The 17,282-nt window shown below is 61.5% G+C and carries 12 protein-coding genes; 3 read left to right on the plus strand and 9 right to left on the minus strand.

Annotation, left to right across the window (positions count from 1 at the left end):
* Positions 1-28 precede the first annotated feature (28 nt).
* Complete coding sequence (gene cls, locus AC3ITA_RS28615; RefSeq protein ID WP_095946188.1) at positions 29-1,468, plus strand: cardiolipin synthase; 1,440 nt, start codon at positions 29-31, stop codon at positions 1,466-1,468.
* Here cls and cfaB read toward each other — a convergent pair.
* From cfaB to hflK (AC3ITA_RS28640), 5 genes are all read right to left on the minus strand, one after another.
* On the minus strand, positions 1,465-2,649 hold the full coding sequence (cfaB, locus tag AC3ITA_RS28620; RefSeq protein WP_095946187.1) for a C17 cyclopropane fatty acid synthase CfaB: 1,185 nt from the start codon (positions 2,647-2,649) through the stop codon (positions 1,465-1,467). The two genes, cls and cfaB, sit on opposite strands and share 4 nt — an antisense overlap.
* A 218-nt stretch (positions 2,650-2,867) precedes the next feature.
* Complete coding sequence (locus AC3ITA_RS28625) at positions 2,868-4,778, minus strand: heavy metal translocating P-type ATPase (RefSeq protein ID WP_489279018.1); 1,911 nt, start codon at positions 4,776-4,778, stop codon at positions 2,868-2,870.
* The gene (gene hflK / locus AC3ITA_RS28630) at positions 4,775-5,833 is read right to left on the minus strand and encodes a protease modulator HflK (RefSeq protein WP_095946185.1); all 1,059 of its coding nucleotides are present in this window, start codon (positions 5,831-5,833) and stop codon (positions 4,775-4,777) included. The genes AC3ITA_RS28625 and hflK (AC3ITA_RS28630) overlap by 4 nt, the downstream gene beginning before the upstream one ends.
* Complete coding sequence (gene hflC, locus AC3ITA_RS28635) at positions 5,830-6,855, minus strand: protease modulator HflC (RefSeq protein WP_489279020.1); 1,026 nt, start codon at positions 6,853-6,855, stop codon at positions 5,830-5,832. The genes hflK (AC3ITA_RS28630) and hflC overlap by 4 nt, the downstream gene beginning before the upstream one ends.
* A complete protein-coding gene (gene hflK / locus AC3ITA_RS28640) occupies positions 6,852-8,810 on the minus strand; it encodes a protease modulator HflK (protein ID WP_489279022.1) in 1,959 nt (652 codons plus the stop codon). Before hflK (AC3ITA_RS28640) ends, hflC begins: the two co-directional genes overlap by 4 nt.
* A gap of 214 nt (positions 8,811-9,024) precedes the next feature.
* Between hflK (AC3ITA_RS28640) and lpdA the strand changes: the two genes are divergently transcribed.
* Positions 9,025-10,425: a dihydrolipoyl dehydrogenase gene (lpdA, locus tag AC3ITA_RS28645; RefSeq protein WP_095946182.1), complete on the plus strand. Its 1,401-nt coding sequence runs from the start codon at positions 9,025-9,027 to the stop codon at positions 10,423-10,425.
* A 112-nt stretch (positions 10,426-10,537) separates the two neighbouring features.
* Here lpdA and AC3ITA_RS28650 read toward each other — a convergent pair whose 3' ends face one another.
* Positions 10,538-11,011: an Lrp/AsnC family transcriptional regulator gene (locus AC3ITA_RS28650; protein WP_489279024.1), complete on the minus strand. Its 474-nt coding sequence runs from the start codon at positions 11,009-11,011 to the stop codon at positions 10,538-10,540.
* Positions 11,012-11,156: 145 nt separating this feature from the next.
* Here AC3ITA_RS28650 and AC3ITA_RS28655 point away from each other — a divergent pair, with 145 nt between their 5' ends.
* On the plus strand, positions 11,157-11,786 hold the full coding sequence (locus AC3ITA_RS28655) for a LysE family translocator (protein WP_414929654.1): 630 nt from the start codon (positions 11,157-11,159) through the stop codon (positions 11,784-11,786).
* Between the two features lie 3 nt (positions 11,787-11,789).
* On the opposite strand, the gene AC3ITA_RS28660 is transcribed toward AC3ITA_RS28655, so the two are convergent.
* From AC3ITA_RS28660 to AC3ITA_RS28670, 3 genes are all read right to left on the minus strand, one after another.
* A complete protein-coding gene (locus AC3ITA_RS28660) occupies positions 11,790-13,907 on the minus strand; it encodes a hypothetical protein (RefSeq protein ID WP_489279026.1) in 2,118 nt (705 codons plus the stop codon).
* The gene (locus AC3ITA_RS28665) at positions 13,894-15,090 is read right to left on the minus strand and encodes a DUF3142 domain-containing protein (protein ID WP_095945946.1); all 1,197 of its coding nucleotides are present in this window, start codon (positions 15,088-15,090) and stop codon (positions 13,894-13,896) included. The genes AC3ITA_RS28660 and AC3ITA_RS28665 overlap by 14 nt, the downstream gene beginning before the upstream one ends.
* Before the next feature lie 109 nt (positions 15,091-15,199).
* Entirely contained in the window at positions 15,200-17,230 is a 2,031-nt protein-coding gene (locus AC3ITA_RS28670; protein WP_489279027.1) for a 2Fe-2S iron-sulfur cluster-binding protein, read from the minus strand.
* Positions 17,231-17,282: the final 52 nt, after the last annotated feature.

Here is a 17,282-nt window from a genome sequence, read left to right on the forward strand (position 1 = left end):
CTGAATCTTCAGGAGCAAGGCAGCCCCCATGGATTATTTCGGACCGCATATTTTCGGTTATACCATCGCCCTGTTGCACTCGCTGGGCATGATCGCGGCCATACACGCCGTGTTGACCGTCCGTACCGCCCAAGGCTCGATCGCCTGGGCCCTGTCGCTGTTTTTCATCCCTTACCTGACGTTGATCCCGTACCTGATGTTCGGCCGCAGCACCTTTGATGGCTACATCAAGGCCCGGCGGCAGGCTAACGAGGAGATGCGCAAGGCTGTTTCCGAACTCAACTGGCGACCCTGGGTAGAAGAAGCCCTGACTGCCCGCGCTTCTTCTGCCTACGCCTCACTCAGAGCGATGCCAAAGCTCGGACACATGCCCTGCCTGGCCAATAACCAGACGCGGCTGTTGATCAACGGTCAGTCGACGTTCGAGGCCATTTTCGATGCCATCAGCCAGGCAAAAGAAGCCGTGCTGATCCAGTTTTTCATCGTCCACGACGACCGCCTCGGACAACGCCTGCAGACTTTGCTGTTGAAGAAAGCCGCCGAAGGCGTGGCGATCTATCTGTTGTATGACCGAATCGGCAGCCACTCCCTGCCCCATGGCTACGTGCAGGCCTTGCGTGATGGCGGGGTCGAGGTCAAAGCCTTCGCCACCCGCAGTGGCTGGCTCAATCGCTTTCAGGTGAACTTCCGCAACCACCGTAAGATCGTGGTGGTGGACGGCATTCTCGGCTTCGTCGGCGGGCACAACGTCGGTGACGAATACATGGGCGAGAAACCACCCCTGGCCCCTTGGCGCGATACCCACGTGCAAGTGCGCGGACCGGTGGTTGCGTGCATGCAGGAGTCTTTCGCCGAAGACTGGTTCTGGGTGGCTCGTGCGCTACCGCCGCTGATCCTGCCGGAGGTCTATCCGGAAGATGGCGTGCTGTGCCAGTTGCTCGCCAGCGGGCCGGCAGACGCCTGTGAAACCTGTTCATTGTTCTTTGTCGAAGCGATCCATGCGGCGACAGAGCGGGTCTGGATTACCAGCCCGTACTTCATCCCCGATGAAGCCGTGTTCGCAGCGTTGCGCCTGGCAGTGCTGCGCGGTGTGGATGTGCGCCTGCTGTTGCCGTCCCGGCCCGACCACCGAATCGTCTACGCCGCCTCCAGCCTCTACGCTTTCGAGGCTGTGCGCGCCGGTGTGCGGGTGTTCCGTTACGAACCCGGATTCCTGCACCAGAAAGTGGTGTTGATCGACAGCGAAATCAGCGCCATCGGCAGCGCCAACCTGGACAACCGTTCGTTCCGGCTGAATTTCGAAGTGATGTTGCTGACCGTCGACCGCGCCTTTGCCGCCGAGGTGGAACAGATGCTCAACGATGACTTCGCCAACGCCCACGAAATCGCCAAGGGAGAAGGCCGGGAGACCCACCGCCTGCAGCAGGTCGGCATGCGGGTCGCCCGGCTTATTTCACCGATTCTCTAGAGGTAGATATCGTCACGGGTCCATGGCAGTTCATGACTGCCATCGGCGTGGGCCTTCACCGCGAGAATCTGGTGCAGGTTGATCCAGCCCCGGGCAAACGCGTAAGCGCAACCGGCCAGGTACAGCCGCCAGATGCGCAGGACTTGCTCCGGTACAAGTTTGGAGGCCGCTTCGAGGTTGTCTTCCAGGCGTTCGCTCCAGTGATCCAGAGTGCGCGCGTAGTGCAGGCGCAAGCTCTCGACGTCGACGATTTCCAGTCCGGCTTCACTGATCTCGGCAGAGATCATCGACAGGTGCGGTAGCTCGCCGTTGGGGAACACGTATTTCTCGATGAATTCACCGGCACCGCGTCCCACCGGACGGCCATCGGTGTACTTGGCGGTAATCCCGTGGTTCATCACCAGGCCGCCCTCTTTCACCGCACCGAACAGATTCTTGCAGTACTCCGCCAGATTGGCGTGGCCCACGTGTTCGAACATACCGACGCTGACCACTTTGTCGAAACGGCCATCCTGCGGCAGATCGCGATAGTCGAGCAGTTGCAGTTCGACCAGGTCCTCCAGGCCCTCCGCTTTTACGCGCTCCCGGGCCAGGGCCAACTGTTCCTTGCTGAGGGTGATACCGAACACTTTCGCGCCAAACTCCCGCGCCGCAAAACGCGCCAACCCACCCCACCCGCAACCCACATCCAGCAAATATTCGCCGGGCTGCAGACGCAGCTTGCGGCACAAATGACGGAACTTGGCTTGCTGGGCCTGCTCGAGGGTTTCGCTGCCGGTCTCGAAATAAGCGCAGGAATACGCCATGTCGCTGTCGAGCCACAGCTGATAAAACGCGTTGGAAAGGTCGTAGTGGTAGGAGATCGCCTTGGCGTCCATCTCTTTATCGTGGGCGCTACGAACCGGCTGATTGTCGTCGTTTTCATCCAGCAACGCCTGGCTCCATTCATCGCAGACACGGATCACATCGCTGATGGAGCCTTCGAGTTCCAGTTTGCCTTCGACATATGCAGCGCCAAGGGCGTCCAGGCTTGGATGGGTAAACTGGCTGACCATTTGTGGGTCCTTGACCACAATCGTGACACTGGGCGTCGGCCCCAGATTGAATTCATGGCCATCCCAGAGTCTCAGGCGAAGCGGTAATTGCAGATTCTGTAAGGCCGGTGGAAGATGCGCGAGCATGGAGAATCCCCCTTGTTTCAGACGTCTAAACAGAGGGTAGACCATCTTTGAAAAATAGCTGGCTATCGAATTAATAGCCCTTTTCAATGATTCGCGACGCCTACACCTGCCGCCGCGAACGCAAAAAATGATGTGCCCTCATCTTCAGTGACTACGAACCGGGCGCACAGTTCTAAAAAGTTGAAGCCCTGTGATGACCCGGTTTAGAGCATTCGCCTTCAGGCTTCATCCTTGAGCTTGAGCAACGGCTCCTGGAACCGCAGCAAACGACCGGCATTGCCCAACACCAACAGGGTGCTGAGGTTATGCAGCAACGCCGCAATCATCGCCCCGGCAGCGCCGAGCCAACCGAACGCGGCGAAGGCCACGATCGCCAGGGTCCAGCCCAACCCGATGATCACATTCACCTGTAACGTTTGGCGGCACTGACGACTCAGGCGCACGCAAGTGCCAAGGCGGCGCAGGTCACTGCCGATCAGCACGATGTCAGCCGATGCCAGGGCGATGTCCGCACCGCCCGCGCCCATGGCTACACCCACCACGCCGGCCTTGAGCGCCAGGGAGTCGTTGATCCCATCGCCGACCACCATCGGCCGGAAGCCGCTGTCGATTTCCTTGAGCACGCGGTTCAGTTTGTCTTCGGGCAGGGCTTGCGCTTCGACGTCACTGATCCCGACATCCCGAGCGAGCGTTTGCGCGACGCTATGCCGGTCACCGGTGAGCAACAACTGGCGACCCAGTCCAAGGTCGCGCAACTCACCCAGGGCAAACTGCGCCTCGGGTTTGACGCTGTCGGCCAACAACAGCCAGGCAAGGAATTCGCCGTTGAGCGCCAGCCCGGCAATCGGACCGTCATGATCGGGAGCCGCCGTTGTGCTGATGCCCAGTTGCGCAAACAACTCCGGCCGGCCGAGCGCCGCTTCGCCCTGCTCGGTCATCGCCACCACGCCCAGCCCCTGGCGCTCATGGATGTCAGAGAGCAACAGGAAATGCTCCTGGGCCACCAACCCCGCGAGCGCACGGCTGACCGGGTGACTGCTGGCCGAGCCCAGGCTGGCGGCGAGCGCCAGGACATGGCTGCGATCCTCCAACGGACTGTCAATGGATTGCAGGCGCAGGGTGCCGAAGGTCAGCGTCCCGGTCTTGTCGACCACCAGCGAAGTCAGGTCGGCCAACTCTTCGAGGAACGCAGAACTGCGGATCAGAATCCCGTGACGTGCCGCTACCGCCACCCCGGCAATCGCCGTGGCCGGCGCCGACAACACCAGCGCACAAGGACAGGCCGCCACCAACACCGCGAGCATCGCTTGAGCGTTGTTGGTGATGAACCAGGTCACCGCCGCCAGCAGCAACACCAGCACCATATAGCTGCCGGCGTAACGCTCCAGCAGACGAGTGATCGGCGGCTTCGAGCGCTCGGCGTTTTGCATCAGGGCGATGACTTTTCCCAGGGTCGATTCCTGGCCGGTGCGGGTCACTTCGATTCGCAGCAAACCGTCGAGGTTAATTGCGCCACCGAACACCGACATGCCGACGCCCGCCTCCATCGGTACCGATTCGCCGGTAATGGAGGCGGTGTCCAGGCTGGCCTGGCCGGACAACACTCGACCATCCGCCGGCACCCGGTCCCCCGCTCGCACTTCGACCAGGTCGCCCGCCTTGAGCGTACCGTTGTCGACTTCGATGATGGAGCCGTCCACCTGCACCTTGCGCGCGTGGCTGCGAGTCAGTTTGCCGAGGGCGTGAATCGCCTCCTGGGAACCGATCACGCTGCGCTCCTCCAGTACGTGACCGAAGATCATGATGATCGGCAACAGGGCCGCCGTCAGCAGATCACCGGTGGCCCAGGCACCCAGCATGGCCAGGGCAATCAATTGATCGGTGATGCCGTGCAGGCTTGGATAACGCAGGCTGTACCAGGCCGAGCGCATGACCGGTACGGCGACCAGCAACGAGGCAAAACCCAGCAGCAACTGACTGACGCCGGTTTGCTCCGGCGACAACCAGCGCCAGACCAATCCCAAGGCAAGCAAGCCCAATGCGAGCATGGCCAGGGTCAACTGGCGCGCGGCGCGGCGCTGTTCGGCCGAAGACAACAGGCTCGGTACAGCGGCGGATTGAACAGTCATTGTGCAGCTCCCTGAATGATCAGGCGGGAATCGTCTTTGGGATCGACCGTCGTGACCGAACCGGCCTGACCGAGAATCTTCGGCATACGCTCACGATAAATGCGCAGCAGCATTTGCGGCTCAATGCCCTGTTGTTGCGCTTTGGCCAGGCTCAACACCGTGGCCGTATCGGTGGATGCTTTGGCCAGTCGTTCACTGGCCTGGGCATGGGCCACTTGCAGTGTTCTGTCGGCTTGCTCGTTGGCGGTTTGCGTCAGCTTTTCGGCTTCGGTACGCGCATTGGCCACGGCTTTATCGGCCTGCTGACTGGCTGTCAGGACCGCATTGAAGGCATTGACCGCCGGGCCTGGCAGGCTCGATTGCACATCGACCCGTGCCACTTCTATCCCCAGTCCCTGCCCCGTCGCGGTGAGCTCGGCAAGGCGTTGGTTGATGCCCTGCACCAGATCGCCTCGCAAGCGCTCGCGTCGTTCCGCCGCCTGACTGTCAGCGCCGATCAATTCCGGGCGAGCGACCAGAATGGTGTCCAGATCCCGCGCCGCCGTGAGCGCTACCGCACTGCGGGTCACCAGTCGATCCAACGCCGGCAACACGTGTTCGCCCTGAAGCACGAACGCATAGGGCTCGGTGACTTTGTAGAAAACCCGCACATCCAGTTGCACCACACCGGCATCACCCGTCAACAGATAGCCGGAGCCTGCAAGGGCATCGCTGATGGGCGTGGCAAAACTGGCCACGCGATCTGCCTGCATCGCGGCACCACTGCGCAACAAACCTTCCACTCGACGCTCGATCACTCGATCCGCCGCTGGCAACAAAATCACCTGCTCGAACGGTTGCGGCCAAGCCAATAACAGCCCTGCATTCTGAATGCGATCCAGCGCTCCGAAATGCAAAACCACCGCACGATTTTGCGGATCGATCTGCCGCACATTGGAAAACGCCCACGCCAATGCCGCCAATACCGTCACTGCATACAAGGCGAGAAACGCCAACCGCCCGGCCTGAATCCAGGGGCTGTTCAACTCATTTGTTCCACGTGGAACCAAACTCATGGCTGCGATCCGGACTTGTTGTCGAGGCTCGGCGGACCGTCAACCAACACTCGGAACGGTGCGGCGTCGGTGCGCAGAATCAGCTTGGTCCCTGGCGTTACCACCGTGCCCAGGGTGTCGAGTGAGCGCAGCAAGTTGTAGAGCTGCGGCGATCCCGCGTAGGCGCGGCCGTAAATCTGCGCCGCTTCAACCCGCGATTGCGCTTCGATATTCGCTGCTTTCACTGTGGCATCGGCCTGCACAATTCGCGCATCACGCTCGGCGGCGGAACGAATTTGCGCAGCTTCACGCTTGCCGATTGCCGTGCGTTCAGTAGCGATGGTTTCACGCTCGGCGCGCATCCGGTCGACCGTCGCTGTAAGCGTCACCGAAGGCAGCGTCAATCGTTCGACGCCGACCTGCAATACACGCACACCATAAGTGGTGAGCAACTGCTGATCGATTTGCTTGCGCAGTTGTGCTTCGAAATCGGCAATACGCACCTGGCTGGCATCGGTATTGACCAGGTTCGCCAAATCAAAACTACTGGCGGTGGTTTCCAGTGCGGAGCCGACAAAGGTACGAATCTGCCGCGCGGCTTCATCGGGCTGGTTCTGCACTGCGCGCATGAAACGTTGCACATTGTCCGGATCGCCCTGCACCTGCCACGCGACATAGGCCTGAACGATGATGCGCAATCCGTCCCTTGTGCCCACATCCTGCAAACCGCTGGATGTGGTGCGCAGCCGCAGATCCACCGGGATCGCTGCTTCGAACGGTGCCGGCCAGCGCCAACCCAGTCCCGGTTCCAGCAAGACTCGCGATGGATTGCCGAAGCGCGTGATTACCGTGGCTTCACCCGAGCGTACTTGCACCAGGCTTGCGGCAGCGACCGCAAACGCTACCAGCAATGCCGCCCAACCCATCCGACGCCACGGGAATGGCCCAGCCTCCTGCGGATCGCCGTGATGATGGTGGCCGTGGTGGTGCCCGCCATGGCCGTGATCGTGGTGATCGTGATCGTGGGTATGGGACTGGCTCAATTGGCAGCTCCTGGCTGAGCGGTTTTACGCGACGGTGCAGGGTCAACAGGCAGCGTGAAAGTACGGAGGTCGATGGTCGGCGCATTGCTGCTGCCGCCCAGACGATGATCGAGCACCAGCAATCTGGCGTTGGCCAAACCCTGGGACAACTGACTGAAATACTGCTCCAGCACAAAGGCCTGGCCAGCGCTGGCATAGGCTTTCTGTTCGGCATTGAATTTCAGGTCCGCGGCCTCGGCGCCAGCATTGATTTCTCGGGCACTGGCTATCGCCTGATCGCGGGCGATGCTGGCCTGCAACTGCGCCTGATTGGTGGCCTCGGCGGCGGCGCCACGTTCACGGGCGATCAAGGCTTGCGCGCCAATCTGCGCCGCTTGCACGCCGTGATAGGCATTGGCTGCACCGGCCGGAGGATGAATCGCCTCGACCACCGTGGCGAGAATTTCCACGCCGCTGTCGAGTTTTTGCAGGTCAGCCTGAACCGCGCGGCCGATCTCTTCGGCCAGCCCTACCCTGTCCTCGCCAAGCAAACCGTCAAGGGTGCGCGAGGCGAAGTCGTGAACCAGGATTCGGCTGGCGGTGCTGCGAATCAACATCGGCACATCGGCGCTGTTATAGGTCGCGGCCAGCGCAGCCTCATCGCTCAGGCCGATGCGATAGACAAAACGCACGTCCATGTTGACGATCTGAAAGCTCTGCTTGTCGGCACGGCTGCTGGCGATCACCTGGGATTTGTCGTTCACGTGACTGGCGTCCCACAAGCGGTTGGCAATCGCCGGGGCCGGGCCTTCGGCGGGGTCTGCCTGAGTGGGGGCTGTGGTTTCTCCAACACTGGTGGCCAACTCGTGAACCACGCCATTCTCGACGCTCAACACCCGACCCAATGGCCAAGGTAAGCCCATATGCAATCCTGGGCCGAACACCTCAACCGGCTTGCCGAATCGCTCGTAGATGCCACGCCCATGCAGGGCAATTTCGTGAATGCCAGTCAGCGACCAGCCAACGAGCGAAACCACAGCCAACACCGGCAGGAACGCCCGACGCATGTAAGTGAAAGCCCAGATCTGCCGCAGATCGATACCGAAGCGGTTATGCAATTCGTGCTGCAGCGCCAGCAATGGCTGCGGTGGCCAGCGCAGCATGTCAGCGACAAAACTGCGCGCCAACAGCTCCGGCTCAAGGCGGTCGCGGCGCGGGCTGAACAATGACAACACCGCGCGCAGTAACAGTTCTGCCGCCACCAACCCCGGCAGCAGACCGATCAACACCGCCAGACGTACAGGCCATACCGAGGTTTCATCGACAAACAACAGACAAAAAGCACCGAGCATCAGGCTGATGATCGCCACACGGATCAATTGCGCCAACGTAGCGGCTTCAGGCCATTGCGCAGTGTTTTCCTGGGCCAGATGGCGCTCCATCACCAACAGGCCGAACGCCAACAGCAAAAAGCACGCAGCCCCGACAGTGGCCGACAGGCCCAGCGCTGCCGGGGGCAACGTGAGGTTCCAGGCTTGTTCGACGCCCAATACCGCCAACAATGCCCAGCCGCCAAGCCACAGCGTCGGCGCGCCGATTTGCCCGAGCAGGTTTAGCGATTGCCGACTGATCCGGTCCAGCAAGCGTTCATACCAGCCCAAAGGCTCCGCAGATTCGTCGACAACGACCTCGGGCACGACGGGATTCATGGCGCGGGCACGCCACCGGGCAATCCACAAGGCCGATTGCATACCCGCCATCAACAGCACAAACGCTGCGCTCAGATTCAGCAGTAACGCAGACCACAAAGTTTGTGCTGCAAACAGCCCGGCAAACAGCGCCAGCAGCACGCCCACCGTCGCGAGCACGCCCGCACCGATGGCGAACTGGCGCAAACGCCGCCCTTGAATGAAGGCCTGCTGAAAGCGCGGCAGCCCTGCTAACGGCGCTTCATCAACATCGAGATCGACTTGCATACCACCCCAGAGTGTCTTCGCTGACAGGACAATTCGTTACGATATAACGGAAATGGTGAAATTTCCGTATTCAAGCGCGCTATCTAAAAATGTCCAACCTGTCGCTTACCTGAAGCCTTGACCGAAATGCGGCAGAACGCACATATTACGATCGTAATTTTATCCAGGAACTACTTTTACCCATCCCGATCCCTTTCGATCCAGGAGTACATCCATGAGCACTTATGACGTCGTGATACTTGGCGGTGGCCCCGGTGGTTACAACGCGGCGATCCGCGCCGGACAACTGGGTCTGAAGGCCGCCTGCGTCGAAGGACGTGCCACACTCGGCGGCACTTGCCTGAATGTCGGCTGCATGCCCTCCAAGGCGTTGCTGCATGCCTCCGAACTGTACGATGCAGCCATGGGTGCGGAATTCGCCAACCTGGGGATCGACGTCAAACCCAGCCTCAACCTCGCCCAGATGATGAAACAAAAGAATGAAAGCGTTACCGGGCTGACCAAGGGCATCGAATTTCTTTTCCGCAAGAACAAGGTCGACTGGATCAGAGGCTGGGGCCACATCGACGGACCGGGTAAAGTCACGGTGACCGATAGCGCCGGTGGCAAGACCGAACTGAGTGCCAAGGACATCATCATCGCCACCGGTTCCGAGCCCACGCCCCTGCCCGGCGTAGACATCGATAACAAACGCATCCTCGATTCCACAGGCGCGCTGGCACTGACTGAGGTGCCCAAGCATCTGGTGGTGATCGGCGCTGGCGTGATCGGCCTGGAGCTGGGTTCGGTCTGGCGCCGCCTTGGAGCGCAGGTAACGGTGGTCGAATTCCTCGACCGGATTTGTCCCGGCGTGGACATCGAGGCAGGCAAAACCCTTCAGCGTTCCCTGAGCAAGCAAGGCTTGAGTTTCAAATTGAGTTCAAAAGTGACCAGCGCCACCAGCTCCGCCAATGGCGTTCAGCTCAGCGTCGAGCCTGCCGCAGGGGGCGCCGCCGAACTGCTGGAAGCGGATTACGTATTAGTGGCCATCGGGCGCCGGCCTTATACACAGGGCCTGGGCCTGGAGAACGTCGGCCTCGCCACGGACAAGCGCGGCATGCTCGCCAACAAGGGGCATCGCACCGAAGCCGCCGGGGTCTGGGTGATTGGTGACGTGACCTCGGGCCCCATGCTCGCCCACAAGGCCGAGGACGAAGCCATGGCCTGCGTCGAGCAGATCGTCGGCAAGGCGGGCGAGGTCAACTACGACCTGATCCCCAGTGTGGTCTACACCAAACCGGAACTGGCCAGCGTCGGCAAGACCGAAGAGCAGCTCAAGGCTGAAGGCCGGGCGTACAAGGTCGGCAAGTTTCCCTTCACCGCCAACAGCCGGGCGAAGATCAACCACGAAACCGAAGGCTTCGCCAAAGTGCTGGCCGATGAGCGTACGGACGAGGTCCTCGGCGTGCATCTGGTCGGCCCGAGCGTCAGTGAAATGATTGGCGAGTACTGCGTGGCCATGGAATTCAGCGCCTCGGCCGAAGACATCGCCCTGACCTGCCACCCGCACCCGACCCGCTCCGAGGCGTTGCGCCAAGCGGCGATGGATGTGGAGGGGATGGCGACGCAGATGTAAGACCCGGAGGTCTTGGCTGACAGATCGATCGCCATCGCGAGCAGGCTCGCTCCAACAGGTACAGCGCAAACCTTGTGGGAGCGAGCCTGCTCGCGATAGCGGTGCATGCGGTTTAAAGCGGCAAATGCTCCAAAGGCAACGCCCCCGGCGCCTTCACCGTATGGATCGCAAAGTTGCTGCGGATGTCGCTCACCCCCGGCAGCTTCAGCAAACGCCCAGTGAGAAAGCGGTCATAGCCACGCAAGTCCGGCACCACCACCTGCAACAGAAAATCCGACTCCCCCGACACCAGAAACGCCGAGATCACCTCGGGCAATGCCGTTACCGCCAGGCGAAAGGCTTCGGCTTGTTCATCGTTATGACGCTCGACCTTGACTCCGACAAACACCGTCAGCCCCAACCCCACTTCGTCGCGATCCAGACTGGCCTGGTAGCCGCGAATCACCCCCGCCTCTTCCAGCATCCGCACCCGGCGCAAGCAAGGCGATGCCGACAGGCCAATCTCGTCTGCCAGTTGCACATTGCTCAGGCGGCCATCCCGTTGCAGCGCGGCGAGAATCTTGCGGTCGTAGGCGTCGAGTTTCATGGTTTGGCAGATCCTGATGGTTCAAGCTTGATTAAGTGGCAGATTATGCCAATACACGACCCGATAGAAGCTGACAACGCAAGCACCTGCCCCGCCCTCCAGCTCTAGACTGGCACGACCGAATCGACAACGAACGGGGTGCAACATGCAAGGTCTCTGGCTGTTTTTCATGGCACTGGCAGTGGTCTACCTGTTGCCCGGGCCCGACATGATCCTGCTGTTGCAGACCGGTGCTCGCCAGGGCAAAGGCGCCGCGCTGGCCACGGCCGTGGGCCTGGGCATCGCCCGGGGTTGTCATGTGGCATTGGCGGCGCTGGGGTTGGCGGCACTGTTCAAGGCGGCGCCCTGGACCTTCGATGTGGTGCGCCTGGCTGGTGCCGCGTATCTGCTGTGGATCGGCATTCAGTGCCTGCGAACCACGATGCTGCCGAGCCTGAACAGTGCCGATACAACCGGCGAAAAACTCCGCTGGGGCGCAGCCATCCGGCGCGGACTGCTGACCAACCTGCTCAACCCCAAGGCACTGCTGTTCTGCTCGGTGCTGCTACCGCAATTCATCAACCCACAGGCCGGGCCGGTGCTCGGGCAATTTGCGACGTTGGGCGTGGTGCTCGTTGGTATTGGTTTGCTGTTCGACAGCGCTTACGCCCTGGTCGGCGCGGCACTCGGCCGTTGGCTGCAACGCAGCCCCTCAGCCCAGCGCCTGCAACAATGGTTGTTCGGCAGCCTGTTGATCGGTTTCGCCGTGCGGCTGACCTTTGTGCAACAGGCTTGAACCTTACTGCGCCTTGCGGCGGCGACGGTTGATCAGCCACAACGCGACAGCCGTTATGACAATCACTGCGCCATATTGCAGAGGTTTTTTATAGGGTCGCAGTGACGAACGCGCGGCATCGGTCACCTGCGTTACATAACGCTTGTCGGCATTCTGGAAATCCGGATACGGACATTGAGAGCCGAAGTTGAACGCCCAATCCACGTAGGGACCTTCTTTGACATAGCGTTGGTACAGCGCACTTTGTTCTTCGAGACTGCTATTCCATCCGTACGCCTGACACAGCACCGCGGCAAAAGCCTGGCTGCTGTGAGGTAAAAGGTCCGCCGCCTGGCTGGCCAGCGCCGTGGCAACATACCGGTAGTGGTAACGCTGATCTGGCTGGGCAGCGCTGACCTGCTGACGCTTCACTTCGTCTGCGGCCACCAGCGGCCCGACCTTCAGTTCCGCGCTGTCCAGCACGTAGTTGCCGTCAAACGTGGCGAAGTCCGGGGCCATTTCGTAACCAAGAATTTCCATTCCCGCCTTACGCGCGACGACAGCCGAGTTAAACAAGGCTGCCGCCCGCGTCGTCGGCCACCAAGCGGCGTCGGCCTCTTTGCGCAAAATGGCATACGACTTGGCCTTGTTCTGCAAATCGACGTTATCGAAGTACGCCGGCGCCTCTTCGTAATGCCCCTCGCGCAACAAACGCCGCCCCAGCAGATTGCGCAGGCTCGCCGCCACCGGCAAGGGCACGTAGTTGTCGCGGTCCTGCTGGCTGAGCGGCGGCGGTGCCGGCACTTGAGTGTCGACGTAGTGCTTGAGTTCTTCGAGGGTCAACACGCGCTCGGCAACGGTGGCGGCGTCGAACCAGTAAATGCTTTGGCTGCGATACAGCTGATCGAAGGCTTGCAGGTAATCCCCGCGTTGCAGGGCCAGGATCGCGCTTTCTCCCTCGACCCGGCATTTGGGCTGGAGTGTTTCGTAATCGTAATCCGGGGTTCGTCGCTCGCCCCAGGATTCATTCTGCGGGAAGGCCTGGGCCGCTTTGGCGTAGGCTGCGGCGGCCGCACTCTTATCGCCCTCACGCACCGCCAGTTTTGCCCGCAGCCACCAGGCCAACCCACCATCGCCGGCATGTTCGAGGAAAGCCTTGGCGCTGGCGTAATCGCCCTGTTGATAATTCATCGCCGCCAGGCGGTCGGCGTTTTCGAGACTGCCACGGGTGCTGTTTTGCAGCAGCTTGATCATTTTTTGTTCGTTGGGCGGTTGATCGCCGAACGACCAACCCAACCGGCTGATCAGCGATGCGGTCACCAACTGCTGCACAGGCTGGCCCTTGAGCAACTCGGCCACTTGATCCTCCGGCAGCGACATCAGGTCCGTCATCAATAGCTTCAGCGATTCGTAGCCCACCGCGGAACCGTGCAGATTTTGCGAGGCGTACAGCTCGATAGCACGGTTCCAGTCACCTTCGGTGCGCACCACCCGGGCTTCTTCGCCGAGGCTGGCGACCCCCAGTTCCAGTGGATCGCTGAAGCCGTCGATGCTCAGTTGCCGGGCTTGCTCGAAGGCCTTTGCCGATTGTTCGAGCAGATCCGGTGCCGCACCGGCTTCGGCGCTCATGGCGAACAACGCGCGCCCCAGCGAGTAAGCCGCCCAGGTGCTGCGCGAAGCCCGTTGCTCGGCGGGCAAGGCCAGCACCTTCTTGAAATACCCGGCGGCCAAGGCAGGATCACCCGCGCCAAATGCCACGGCGCCCGCCAGGTACAGCCTGTGCTCGGGCGGCAGTTGCGCCCCTTCGGTTTCAACCTGACGGGCATCGGTCAGGCTGCGCAGGTGTTTCACCAACACTTGTTGCTCAGCGGAAAGTCCCGCCTGCTCGGCCTGATCCCGCAGCGCTACCGGGTCAGTTTCATCCGCGTGGTTGGCGCCAGCGGTGATGTTCTTCAACCCGTTGATGGCATGGCCGAGGCGGCTGATCTCGAAGCTGAAGTTGCCTTCCGGCAGTTCCGCCAGAGACTGGCCACGGTTATCCAGCAGGCGCATGGGAAAGTCCGGGCCGCAGGCCAGCGCCGAACCCAGCAGCAGGCTTAGGCTCAGGCAAAGTAAATGACGCGGCCAGTTACGGGTGAACATTCGAACCTCCTTGATCAATGTGTGCGCAGCGAGCCCAACCAATGGCACGCTGCCCGCCGGCCGGTATTCGGCCATCGCGCAGGCGGGTGAAGGTAAGCAGATCCGGGCTCTGTTGCAACGCGTAACCGGCCAAGGCATCGGCCCCCTCACAACCGCTGACCGCCAGTGTCAGGCGTTCGGGCCAGGCGCGGTCGAGATTGCCCTGATTGCTGATGCCGATGTCATAGAGGCCATTGTCGGCCAAGAGTTTCAGGTTCAATTGACTGTCGAGCGCATCACCGCGCGCCACAGCGCGCAAAGTAGTCAGGCTCCAGGCCCGACGGTCGTTGGCCAATGGCAAGCGAAACCAGATCAGGCCCGCAAGATGTTTCGGTGGATCGGCCCGCAGCTCGGTACCGAGGGTGCGTAACGACTGCGGATCGGCGAGCAACTCCCGGCGCAGTCCTTCGCGCTCCACCGTGACTTCGCTTTCCACAATGGGCGCGCCACCCGCCGACGGCAGCAACGCCACGCCATAGGCCGGCAGCGCCAGATAGAAGGGTTTCGTCGTGATACGGCTCCAGGCCTTCGCCCATTGCCGGGCCTGATCGGCATCAAACAAGCCACGACGCGGATCGCTCACCGCGTGCACCTGCAACACGCTGCTGTCGACTGTGGATAACAGCGCCGGCAGTTCACGACTGTCGAGCCAGGACGGCAACGCCGTGATGCTCAGCGGCAGCGAAGTCGGCAACGCTCCGCGCAAATGAGCGAGAAACTCGCGGTACGCTGGTAGCCGGGCGTTACCGGCATCGTGGTCGATTTCCACGCCGACGAGGTTCAATCCCTGTCCCTGCCAATCACTGATCACCTGTCGGGTTTGCGCTGTGATCTCATCCTGATCAAGCGCCTTGAGCTGCCCATCCAGGCGAATCACCGCAATCACCGGCCGGCCATCACGCTTGAGCAGTGCCGGGTCAATCCGCGCCTGACGCCAGCCCGCGCTGGGGAAAGCCTGCAAGGCCAGCACCCGCAAGGTCGAAAAATCGGCGCGACTGTCCCGAAGGGCGGCGTCGTGGGCCGACGTCCACTGCCGCTGCCAGACGTAAAGCTGTTGATCCAGCGGCGGTGCATCCTGTCTTTCGCAACCGGTGGTGAGCGCCAGCGCCATCAGCAAGACCATCGAGCGAGTGAAAAAAACCATTGAAACGCCTGTTCCTGAAATGCAGAAAGGGCCTCAGCGGCCCTTTTTCGTTCTGCTCACTACCCTACCCAGCCATCGACCGGCGGGCAATGTTCGCCTGCAATGATCATCAGATATCGAGTACCAATGGCTGCGCCCCCTGCGCCGGAATCGCACAGCAAATCAGCACCTGTCCGTCATCCGGCACCTCCGCTGGCGGCAGTGGGTAATGCACCTGACCGCTGATCAGGCGCGTCTTGCAGGTGCCGCAGGAGCCGCCGCGACAACTGAACTCCGGGCGCAGGCCACGGCTTTCCGCCAACTCCAGCAGGCTGCCGCCCTCCGGCTGCCACCGCGCCTCCTTGGCCGAGCGCTGGAACACCACGGGCACAGACACGGTGGCGGCTGGCGGTTGCTCGATGACCACTGCATCGGGGTCCGGGCGTCGGCGCAAGGTGGACGGGCCGAAGGTTTCGGCGTGAATCCGCGAATCGCGAATCTCCAGTTCGCGCAAGCCGTCGTACAGCGCCTGGGTAAAACTTCCGGGGCCACAGACGACAAAATCCGGCTGATCGTAGTCCTCGACTGTCAGCAGATCCTTGAGCAGCGCGACGTCGATCCGTCCGCTGAGGTCAAAGTCCTCTCCTGGCATTGCCTCGGCTTCCGGTTGACTGAGCAAACGCACCACCCGCACCGCGTCGCCGGCTTCCTCGAGCAATCGATCCAGCTCCCGGCGAAACGGCTGGTCGGCCAGCGTGCGCGAACTCTGGATGAACCATGTCGGCCGGATACGGCGGGTGCGCAAGCCCTGGTAAACCACCTCCCGCAGCATCGACAACAGCGGCGTGATGCCGACCCCGGCCGCCAGCAACACCAGTGGCCGGCGCTCATGGGGCGCCACGGTGAAATGCCCTTGCGGCGCCCGCGCCTCCAATACATCGCCAACACGAATCTGCTCATGCAAATGCGTAGACACCCTCCCGTCGCGCTTTACGCTGATGCGGAAAAAATCATCGGACGGCGCGCTCGATAAACTGTACGTGCGAATGTGCACATCGCCATCAATGTTGAAGCGAAGAGGCAAATGCTGTCCCGCCTGAAACAGTGGCAACCCGGCTCCGTCGGCGGGCTCCAGGTAAATCGAGCGAATGTTCTGGCTTTGCGCTTCAATCCGCGTCACCCGCAACGGCCGCCATTGATCGCCCAGGGCTTTGGCCTGCAAACGCGCCGTGGCCTGCTCCCAGGTGCCGGTGAGCAAACTGGTGGGTGAAACGCCGTCAAAGCGCCAGCGCAACGACAGAGCAGCCGGGCGACGTACCACTTGCTCGACATCGATCGTCCACAAGCGCTCGGCCCCCTGGAACGCCTCGACCTGAGGACCGTCAAGGATGATGTCAGTGCGCCCACTGAGCTGCAGCAAATCACCGGTGTTGAAATCAATGAACAACAACCCGGCCCGAGGATTGAGCAGCAAGTTGCCCAAGGTGTTGAAATGCAGGTTGCCGGCGAAGTCCGGAATGGTCAGGCGATTGCCTTCCACGCGTACGAAACCGCTCTGCCCGCCACGGTGAGACACATCCACCGAGCGCTCGCCATCGACCTCCACATAACTGGCAACGAAGAACGTGTCCGCCTCGGTAATCATCGCCTTGGCCGCATCATCCAGTTCGTTGAAATGCTGGGCGACACGCGTCGAGGGATCGGCCAGCGGCACCGAGCGAAACTGGCGCAACTGAATGTACTGCGGGCAATTGCCGAAGGACTGATCCACGGTCACCGCGAAACCGTCCGTGGACATGGCGCGGACATGCCCATTGATGCGGTTGCGGCGGCGGGTGTGCAACTCGATGCCCAACAGGCCGATGGCCGAGCCGTCGTTCAACTGCGCGGGATCATCAAAGGCCGGCAGGCTGCGAAATTGCAGCAAGCCAGGTTCTGGCGAGTGGGCGAAACCGGGTAGACCTTCCAGGATGCTGGCCCAGGGATGACCGTCGGCATCCACCGCTGCGTACAGCATGAACGGCAATTGCTGATAGAAGGTGCGGTGCTGCTCCGGCATCTCGCTGCGAATTACCTTACGACCGAACGCCTCCATTCGTTCGGCAACGCCCACATGCGCCTGCAATTGTTTCTCACCGGCATGCCAGGGTGAACGGTCCATACGGCTGCTCCCTTGCGCCTCTGGCGCAGAACGGGGTGGCCCGGCAACACCG

Source organism: Pseudomonas sp. GL_090 (assembly GCF_057837765.1).

Coding starts and splice junctions, on each gene's coding strand:
- cls (WP_095946188.1), top strand. CDS start 29: ATGGATTATTTCGGACCGCATATTTTCGGTTATACCATCGCCCTGTTG.
- cfaB (WP_095946187.1), bottom strand. CDS start 2,649: ATGCTCGCGCATCTTCCACCGGCCTTACAGAATCTGCAATTACCGCTT.
- AC3ITA_RS28625 (WP_489279018.1), bottom strand. CDS start 4,778: ATGACTGTTCAATCCGCCGCTGTACCGAGCCTGTTGTCTTCGGCCGAA.
- hflK (WP_095946185.1), bottom strand. CDS start 5,833: ATGAGTTTGGTTCCACGTGGAACAAATGAGTTGAACAGCCCCTGGATT.
- hflK (WP_489279022.1), bottom strand. CDS start 8,810: ATGCAAGTCGATCTCGATGTTGATGAAGCGCCGTTAGCAGGGCTGCCG.
- lpdA (WP_095946182.1), top strand. CDS start 9,025: ATGAGCACTTATGACGTCGTGATACTTGGCGGTGGCCCCGGTGGTTAC.
- AC3ITA_RS28650 (WP_489279024.1), bottom strand. CDS start 11,011: ATGAAACTCGACGCCTACGACCGCAAGATTCTCGCCGCGCTGCAACGG.
- AC3ITA_RS28655 (WP_414929654.1), top strand. CDS start 11,157: ATGCAAGGTCTCTGGCTGTTTTTCATGGCACTGGCAGTGGTCTACCTG.
- AC3ITA_RS28660 (WP_489279026.1), bottom strand. CDS start 13,907: ATGTTCACCCGTAACTGGCCGCGTCATTTACTTTGCCTGAGCCTAAGC.
- AC3ITA_RS28665 (WP_095945946.1), bottom strand. CDS start 15,090: ATGGTTTTTTTCACTCGCTCGATGGTCTTGCTGATGGCGCTGGCGCTC.
- AC3ITA_RS28670 (WP_489279027.1), bottom strand. CDS start 17,230: ATGGACCGTTCACCCTGGCATGCCGGTGAGAAACAATTGCAGGCGCAT.